The sequence below is a fragment of the Psychroflexus sp. MBR-150 genome, from assembly GCF_053628795.1.
This window is the reverse complement of sequence record NZ_JBRJHB010000036.1, coordinates 1-7,984: the sequence shown is the minus strand read 5'-3', so window position 1 is coordinate 7,984 and position 7,984 is coordinate 1. Positions and strand designations below refer to the sequence as shown.

Sequence of the window (7,984 nt, the reverse complement as noted above, 5' to 3'; positions counted from 1 at the left end):
ATTGAAATAAAAGAGTTAAATTCCTCCTTAGCTCAGTTGGTTAGAGTCCCGCACATGCGGGATTAATCAGAGGAGCTATCGAGATTGAAATAAAAAGAGTTAAATTCCTCCTTAGCTCAGTTGGTTAGAGCATCTGACTGTTAATCAGAGGGTCGAAAGTTCGAGTCTTTCAGGAGGAGCTTAATAATCAAAGGGTTACAAAACAGTAGCCCTTTTTTTATTTCCTGTTGTAACACAATTGTTACACAAAACGTAAATAAGCATATTATTTTCAGGAATACATAAGCCGTTTAATTTCGCTAAATGAAATACTTTCAGCTTGCTTTATTTGCTTCATTAATTTCAAATATCTTTTGGTAGGCTTCCCATTGTAATATTTTGTAAAATGTTTTGAATAAATCTCATTATAAAGCTTTTCGCTTTTAAAGTAAACGCCATAAGTTTTTTCCATTTCCCTGTAATACTTACTATGTATTTGACTTTCATAAAAACAACCGTTGAAAGCTTCACGATGTAAAAAATAACCGCCTATTTGATACAATTTTCTGCAACGCTTTTTTGTTTGAGGACAAAGAAAATACCATATCAAGCCTTTACCCAAATTTGAAGGCATTGAAACTAATTGTATCTTATAATTTCGTGGGACATCATTAAAATTATAGTCCAGTTCAACAAATGGGTTTTGGGTTTGGGTGTTTACTTTTATTGAAATACTGGCAAATACATTGCCGTTTCTACTCCAGTCAAGTTGACCGCTTTTTATTTGGTTTGGCTTTAAATAGCCCCATTGCTTTAGTATAGTGATATTCAATTGTAAAACATCATCGTATAAAGTCGGGAAAGTTGGGAATTTTGGCATCAGTATAATTTTAAAATGAAACCTAAATACTTAAAGAATTTGTAGTTTAATCAAAGGTAAATGGTTCGCCCTCTTTTGGGTGTATGTTCTGCACCTTTGGGAATACATAAGGCATTAATTTACAAACAATATTTATACGTTCCTTTGGTTCTAAGGCTTCAAGCGTTTCAGGGAGCTTGTTTATTTCATTCTGCATAATGCTTTTTAAATCATCACGTAATGACCTTGTTAAAATCTGTTCTTTGGTTTTCATATCAATTTGAATTTATGGTTAATATTTCTTTTAATTCCTGTAATCGATTCAGGTATGGTTTATAAGTTTTATTCCCATTATTTGCTTTTACTGTATTTAAATGGCTTTCGATAAACTTTGATACGTCTATAATCCTACTGCATTGATTAAATTTTATTGGATTGGTAGGTAGTTCAACACTATCAAAATAATTTTCAAGCTGTGTTATGCTTTTACTCCAGTCATCTTTTTTATTTTCAGTATTCAAAATTTCTAAGTCATTTTCAAAAGTTTCGTTTTGTTGTAAAAAAAAAGTTTTTTTTGAAGCTTCACATTTTTCACGTTTTTCACTTTTTGAAACATCGACTGGTTGAGGTGGTTCAGCTTTGGGCTGTGTTCTGTATTTACGCCAATCCTGTTTTATAAGATAGTCTGCAAGGTCGTTGCCCTGTTCTTTATGTTCTTTTGGTGCTAAGCGTTCTAATAAATCTGAAACCTTAAAATAAGCCCCTTGTATGCGTTCCTGAATATACTTTGCTTTGTTATCCCATAACTCAAAGGCTTTACCGTCTTTTGATAGGTCGGGAAACAAATAAACATCTCTATTTTTTAAAGGCTTGCATTTGTTAAGTGTTAAGCTACTAAGATTAAAAACACTCAACCAAAGTAAATTTGAAGACTGTTCAGGAAACCCAAAATACAACGTCCCATAAATTGCCGTTTTTGGTGCTTCTACTAATGCAATAGGGTTATCAGGATATTTGTTTAAAAGGTGTTCGCCAAACAAACACGATACTATTTTTTCATTTTGGTTATAAGCTTTTAACCATTCAGGCAAAGGCTTGTATCTGTATTCGCTGTATTGAAGCCTACTATGTAGCCAACTGGTATGATATTTTTTGCTTTTATCAGTGTGATTGGTCGCATCAAATATTTTTTCCTGAACGGCTCTTATATTTTGGTTTATATCAATATAAGGAAAACAAACCGCTCCAGTTTTACGAACAGTTCCCAAACGATATAAAGATATAACCGTTTCAATGCTTTTAACATCAAAGGGAAACGCAATTTTATTAAGTAGGTTTTGAATGAATATATTTTTATCATAGTTTAAAAGTGTTTGTTTTAAAACCTCAACAGGTATAAAAGCCGTTTTAGGCTTGTTAATAACTTTGGGCTGTTTAGGCTTGTAATTTATTGCATTGTCTTTGTCATCGTATGGGTTTGAGTGATAACCACAATTAATTTCACGGTCGCACCGTCCATATTTATCAGATAAATAGGTTCCTGTTACTGTATCAATGTATTTTACAAAGCGTTTTTTATCACAATTCGGACAAACAAATTTTTTACTGCTTCGGTCTAATATGTATCTGTATTCATTCATCGGTTTAAGGTTTAAACTGGTTTAATAAACTATCAACGGTTATCGGTTTACAGTTTAAAAGCGTATATTTACGCTTAAACTAAACCGTGCTAAAAACTAATTTCATTATCTGAATTATACAAATAGGCTACATTCCCAACGTTTAGCCTTTCAACTAAAACCCCCGAAGCTTTTAATCTTTTTTTGAAGTTAGTTTTATTGACTGGTCTAAAACCGTCTTCAATACAAAACAATCTATATTTAGGGTATAAATCTTTTATCAAACTGTATTCTGTTGAGCTGTGTTTATAGTCGCTTTCGTCAATAAACATTTTGACACTATCAGACTGGTTTTTATACTGCTCAACAGCTTTTTTAACCGCTTCGCATTCAGTAAAACGCTTTTGTTTAAGCAATCTATTCAACCCGTCTAAAACCCAGTTAAACACGCCTGAAAGCTCGTTTTCAATAATCTTTGTATGTAGGTTTTTATCTTGCTTATTTGGTTCTATGGTTACATCAAAGGGAATAATTAAGAAACGTCTGAAATATGCGTTTGTATGTTCAACATCTTTAGGTAATTCATTACAGTTAAAAATAAGTTTTGCGTATTGTTTTAATGTGAAAGGTTGACCGTATGGCAAACGTGCTTCTACTGGTTCGCCTGAAACTAATTGTTTGAATACTGCACTTTCAAGTTTGCCGTTTATTTCACTGGCATAATTAACCAACTTATTACTAATCTTTGCCCTAAAATAGCCGTTATCGTTTGTAAGGCTTTGCAGAGAAAAATTGCTTGTATTTTTTTCGCCCAATAAAGCGTTAACCACTTCATAAAAGACAGATTTACCGTTTGCCCCTGTGCCGTATAAAATCAACGCCTTTTCTTCTTTTAATCTATTGCTACCGTGTTTTATAAATACATATCCTAAATATTCAGCTAAGATTTTTTGACGTGCTTTATCGGGTAAAACCTCATCTAAGTATTTTTCAAAAATTGGTGCTTTTGCTTTCGGGTCATATTCAAATGGTAATTGATATGTAAGAAAATCTGAATACTTGAAAGGTCTTAATTTTGTGCCGTTTGAATTTATTTCAAAAGTTCCATTTAGTAAATTTATGAAAACCTTGTTTTTGTCATTTTCAGGCGTAGGCAAATAAGCCGTTGCAAGGAATTGTTTGTAAAGCTTTTCCCTGAATTGAAAAAACCTTGCATCAAATTTTGTTACGCCCATTTTTTCGGACGCTTCGCCTAAAAACTTTTGAAAGGTTTCTTTATCTAATTCGTTCCAGTAGTTGCTATTATACAAATAAATAAAATCGTGGTTTTTACATAAGCCCCAGCGTTTGTTTTCAGCATACTTTAAAATATTTTCAACACTTAATATTATAAAATGTTTTTGCTTTACAGTGAGCTTATCAATTTGCTTTTGAATGGCTTTAGCGTCATCGCTCCCAGCTTCTGTTTTTTCGAGTTTATCCTTAAGTTTTTTTAATTGTGGGAATGCTAAGACCTCAAAATCTACTGGCTTAATTTCATTTATTAATTTGCCTAATATTTTGCTGTGGTCGTCTGCTTTGTGATTTGTCAATTCCTGAACGTGGTTCTTTATAATTTCAGGATTGTTGAGGTCATCAAAATTTGGGTTTATCGTCTTCATACTTCAAACATTTTTAGTTGGTTGCTGTTAGGTGCTTTACTCGGGTCGGTCGTTAAATACCAAGCCTTAAAACCAGTGTTTTTACACTCTTTTTTTTCTGTTTCCCAAAGTCTGTTTGACTTTTCTAAATCTCGCTTATATCTACAAATGTTTTTTTGTGGTATTCCAGTTTCAGCTGATACCATTGAAGCCGTAGCAATATGGTCTTGTAAATACTGGAATATGGTTTTTAGCTGTGTAGTAGAAGACTTCTGTTTATTATCTTTGCCTTGTCTATTATGCAAAGGGTTGTTGTTTTTGGTTTCCATTACTTCAATCCTTTTTTGCTGTTAGACAAATAGGCTTCTGCTTCTGCTTCAATTTCAGCACCTGTTTTTTTACGCCCTTGCTTCACGTATTCCATAAGCTCAACGCTCGAAAAATATAAGCGTTTGCCACGTTTCATAAATGGCAATTCGTTTTTGCTTACCTTACTGTATAAAGTAGGCACTGAAAGTTTAAGAAACTCGCTTGCTTCTTTAATCGTTAAAAGCTGTTCTGTTGTTCGGGTGGGTGCTTGTTTTTTAAGCAATAAGCTTTTGAGTTCGTTAACTTCATTTGTTAACATGTTTACCGCTTTGGGTAAATCATTAAAGGTTAAATCTGTGTTCATAATGAATATATTTAAAATCCATTACAAACATAAATAGATGATTTTATTTAACTTATTGATATTCAGTTGTATAATCTTGTATAAAAGTAAATACAAGTTTATGCAAGCTGTTTATTTAGTTTCAATTATACTTTTTAGGAAAGATTTTTTTTGTTCTAAATCTTCTTTGTCTGTTTTATCATTAAAATTATATTCATTCATTGCGTTGTAGCTTGCAATATCCCAGTTAAACTCATTTTTGCAAGCTCTATGAAATTTTGAAGCAATTCTTTCTTTGGGTAACAAATCCAAGTCCTGAAAAGCCTTAAGCAATAATTTTAAGCTTTTCCCTTTAATGTTTTTGTATTGTATTTTGATTTTTTCAACTACTTCAACGCTGTTTTGGTGGGTGATTAAGTTGCTTAATGTTTCACTTTCTTTTGGTGGTGGTGTTTCCTGTGAGGGTTTTGTTTTTGTATTTTCTATCTTTTTAAATAGTGGAGTAAATAAAATATGATTTGAAAAAACTATGCTCCAAGCCCTATAAAAAAAACCTTGCTCCTTACCGTCTTTAAACCCGCCTATTATCTCGTATTCATTAGTTTTTAAATTATGATTTGTGCTAAACCCTTTATAAAGATTACCCCAGTCGTGTTTTAAAAATATTCTTTTAGACACAAATTCAAATACTTTATTTACGTAATCGTTTTTATCTGCAAAACTTGTTAAGTATGGTTTAATACATTCACTTTCAAACTCTTTAAATCCAAAATCAAAACCTTTTGAATATTCTTTAAAGTAAGGTTTTAAATCAGATAAATAAACAACTTTTTTGCCACCGCATTTAAGTTTTTGAGTACCAGTTGGTATAAGTTCTAATTTAGAAAATAAATCACTTCTGGAATAATATGCGTTATCAATTACAATTGAATAAGGTTCTAAGGCTTTCCATTTTTCGCTTACATAACCTTTGCTTTTTAAATAATTAAATTCATTATCTGAAATTAAATATTGTGTTTGTCTATAATAATGTTTTAGTATTGAGTTATCTACGTCAAAATTTCTTTTTAAGTAGCTATGGGTTAATTTTTCTGTTACAATTTTTGGGGTGCTTGTGTTTGTTAAATTAAAATAATAAATAGATAAATTTAGTCTGATTTTTTTTAAAAAATCTTTGTTTATTTTTTCAATATAATCTTCTAAAAAATAGCTAAATATTTTTTCAGCATACCTATCCAAGTCAGCAAAGAAAAAACCTAAACTTAAATAATTGTCTTTATTGGTTTGTTTTCTAAATTCTAAATACTTGTTTTTGTGTTCTGAAATTTGTTTTAAGTCTTTAGGCGTTGCCTGTTCTTTTAGTTTTGTAATGGCGTCGTCATTCAACTTAAATTCATTGTTTTTTCTGCTATTATCTAATATCTTTAAATCATTAGCCTTATTTGTGATTTTTTGAATTACATTCTGATTTAGCACATCATATTTACGCTTTATTTCATTTTGGGTCTTGCTGTATTCTAATTTATCCTTAAAACTTTCATTCTTATTTAACTGGCTTCTTTTTTGCCCCAATTCCCTTAGTTCTTTTATTAAATCATTTGACTTATTGAAGACTTCAATATTCGAGTGTAGAAAATCTATAAATTGAAATAAATCTTTTATTCTATTTGGTATCATTTTTTGTCTATTATGCGTTTGTGAATTTTGTGAAAAATGTGAAGCTTCAAAAACATCTTTTTTTTTTTAACTACTTTTTTTAAATCCAGTTGTTAATACATCTGTTTGTTTCTGTATTTGGTCATTTTCAAAACTATCTAAGTAGTTTTCAGTTACACTTACATTACTATGCCCCAATAGTTCGCTTATCATTTCAATTTTAGCCCCTGAACGCTTCAATACAGTTGCGAAGCTGTGGCGAGCGTAGTAAGTAGTTACATTTTTGTTTATTTCAAGCTCTTTAGCTATTTGCTTAATGTATTTATTTATGATTTTAGTTAGCTTTTGGTAGGTATCTCTTTTTTGTATTGCGTTCATATTATTGTTGAGGTGTGGGAATATGTAGGCATCTTTATTAATTGATTTTTGCCCCCATTTTTGTATAATGGCTAAGCTTTCAGGCTTCAAGGCAACAGATATGCGTTTGCTTTGCTTTTGGCTTCGTTCTGTTTTAGCTCGCTTATAAGTCAAAATATTACCGTCTATGTTTTTCCACTTTAATAAACAGAAGTCTTTTACATTCATACCATTGCATAAATAAAGGAATAACCAATAATCTTTTGCCATTTCTTTAGTGCTGTTTGGTTCAGCTTCATACCCGTAAATTTTACCAATCTCTTTAATAGTTAAAGCTTTTTTAGTGTTCTTACTGGTTGGTATGGCATATTTGTTTTTTCCATTCCCGAAAGGATAAACGCCCCTATCAATGTTTTGTAAATTGTAAATAGCTCTAAGGCTTCTTAAATAAATGCCTACTGTGGTTCTGCTGTTGCCGTTGTCAAGCATCCATTTTTCATATTTTTTTAAAAATGTATGGGTAACTTCTGCAAATGTTAGTTTGTTATTGAATTTGTTAATACTGGTTTTTGCACATTCATAACTTACTGCCGTTCCTATTCTGTTTTCAAGCTTCAAGTTTTTAATGTATTTATCAAATGCAAATGAAACGCTGTCTGCTGTATTCCTTTCGTCTAAAAAATTAGTTTCAAAGGCATCAAATGAAAATACGCTTAGTAAGTCAATTACATCATTTGCTTTATTTTCAAAATATTCAACCTTAGTTTTAATTTCTTTTTGTTGTCGGGTTTTACGCTTACCAAAAAATACGGTTTCAAATTCCTGTGGCGTTAAATCTACTCCAGTAGAAAAATATTTGCGTTTTCTGTTATAGGTTACTTTGATTTTAACCGAACATTTACCACTTTTCTTTGGTCTGTTTTTGTCTAAATAAATACTTGCATTTGCTGTTTTCATAACCTCAACTTTAATTTGTAACACAATTGTTACACAAATATAACATAATATCACAAAGTAAAGGTATAAAGTCAATAAAATAAATTATTTTAAAGCCTTATAAAATATAGGCTTTAGCTTGTGTTTTTATAAAATTGATATTTGTTTGTTTTGTGCCTAATTTATGACTGTTAATCAGAGGGTCGAAAGTTCGAGTCTTTCAGGAGGAGCAAAAGCCTTACATTAGCGTAAGGCTTTTTTGTTTGTTATCATGTTTTACCTTTAC

General features: G+C 31.0%; 8 protein-coding genes and 1 tRNA gene. 1 reads left to right on the top strand and 8 read right to left on the bottom strand.

Annotated elements, in window-relative coordinates; all coding sequences use genetic code 11:
- Positions 1-105: 105 nt before the first annotated feature.
- Positions 106-179: transfer RNA gene (locus ACSSV5_RS11995), tRNA-Asn, on the top strand.
- Between the two features lie 92 nt (positions 180-271).
- Here the strand turns inward: ACSSV5_RS11995 and ACSSV5_RS11990 are convergent.
- The 8 genes from ACSSV5_RS11990 to ACSSV5_RS11955 all read right to left on the bottom strand — a co-directional run bounded on the left by ACSSV5_RS11990 (position 272) and on the right by ACSSV5_RS11955 (position 7,719).
- Complete coding sequence (locus tag ACSSV5_RS11990) at positions 272-859, bottom strand: hypothetical protein (protein WP_454246061.1); 588 nt, start codon at positions 857-859, stop codon at positions 272-274.
- 46 nt (positions 860-905) lie between these two features.
- Entirely contained in the window at positions 906-1,112 is a 207-nt protein-coding gene (locus ACSSV5_RS11985) for a hypothetical protein (protein WP_454246060.1), read from the bottom strand.
- A gap of 1 nt (position 1,113) precedes the next feature.
- Positions 1,114-2,478, bottom strand: a complete 1,365-nt coding sequence (locus ACSSV5_RS11980) for a DUF6965 family protein (protein ID WP_454246059.1) — start codon at positions 2,476-2,478, stop codon at positions 1,114-1,116.
- Positions 2,479-2,567: 89 nt separating this feature from the next.
- On the bottom strand, positions 2,568-4,118 hold the full coding sequence (locus tag ACSSV5_RS11975) for a DNA primase family protein (protein WP_454246058.1): 1,551 nt from the start codon (positions 4,116-4,118) through the stop codon (positions 2,568-2,570).
- On the bottom strand, positions 4,115-4,426 hold the full coding sequence (locus tag ACSSV5_RS11970; protein ID WP_454246057.1) for a hypothetical protein: 312 nt from the start codon (positions 4,424-4,426) through the stop codon (positions 4,115-4,117). The genes ACSSV5_RS11975 and ACSSV5_RS11970 overlap by 4 nt, the downstream gene beginning before the upstream one ends.
- Positions 4,426-4,770 carry a helix-turn-helix domain-containing protein gene (locus ACSSV5_RS11965; protein WP_454246056.1) on the bottom strand — a complete coding sequence of 115 codons (345 nt, stop codon included), beginning with the start codon at positions 4,768-4,770 and terminating at the stop codon, positions 4,426-4,428. Before ACSSV5_RS11965 ends, ACSSV5_RS11970 begins: the two co-directional genes overlap by 1 nt.
- 111 nt (positions 4,771-4,881) lie before the next feature.
- Positions 4,882-6,426 carry a hypothetical protein gene (locus ACSSV5_RS11960; protein WP_454246055.1) on the bottom strand — a complete coding sequence of 515 codons (1,545 nt, stop codon included), beginning with the start codon at positions 6,424-6,426 and terminating at the stop codon, positions 4,882-4,884.
- A 66-nt stretch (positions 6,427-6,492) separates the two neighbouring features.
- Positions 6,493-7,719 carry a tyrosine-type recombinase/integrase gene (locus ACSSV5_RS11955; protein WP_454246054.1) on the bottom strand — a complete coding sequence of 409 codons (1,227 nt, stop codon included), beginning with the start codon at positions 7,717-7,719 and terminating at the stop codon, positions 6,493-6,495.
- Positions 7,720-7,984 lie beyond the last annotated feature (265 nt).

Coding starts and splice junctions, on each gene's coding strand:
- ACSSV5_RS11990 (WP_454246061.1), bottom strand. CDS start 859: ATGCCAAAATTCCCAACTTTCCCGACTTTATACGATGATGTTTTACAA.
- ACSSV5_RS11985 (WP_454246060.1), bottom strand. CDS start 1,112: ATGAAAACCAAAGAACAGATTTTAACAAGGTCATTACGTGATGATTTA.
- ACSSV5_RS11980 (WP_454246059.1), bottom strand. CDS start 2,478: ATGAATGAATACAGATACATATTAGACCGAAGCAGTAAAAAATTTGTT.
- ACSSV5_RS11975 (WP_454246058.1), bottom strand. CDS start 4,118: ATGAAGACGATAAACCCAAATTTTGATGACCTCAACAATCCTGAAATT.
- ACSSV5_RS11970 (WP_454246057.1), bottom strand. CDS start 4,426: ATGGAAACCAAAAACAACAACCCTTTGCATAATAGACAAGGCAAAGAT.
- ACSSV5_RS11965 (WP_454246056.1), bottom strand. CDS start 4,770: ATGAACACAGATTTAACCTTTAATGATTTACCCAAAGCGGTAAACATG.
- ACSSV5_RS11960 (WP_454246055.1), bottom strand. CDS start 6,426: ATGATACCAAATAGAATAAAAGATTTATTTCAATTTATAGATTTTCTA.
- ACSSV5_RS11955 (WP_454246054.1), bottom strand. CDS start 7,719: ATGAAAACAGCAAATGCAAGTATTTATTTAGACAAAAACAGACCAAAG.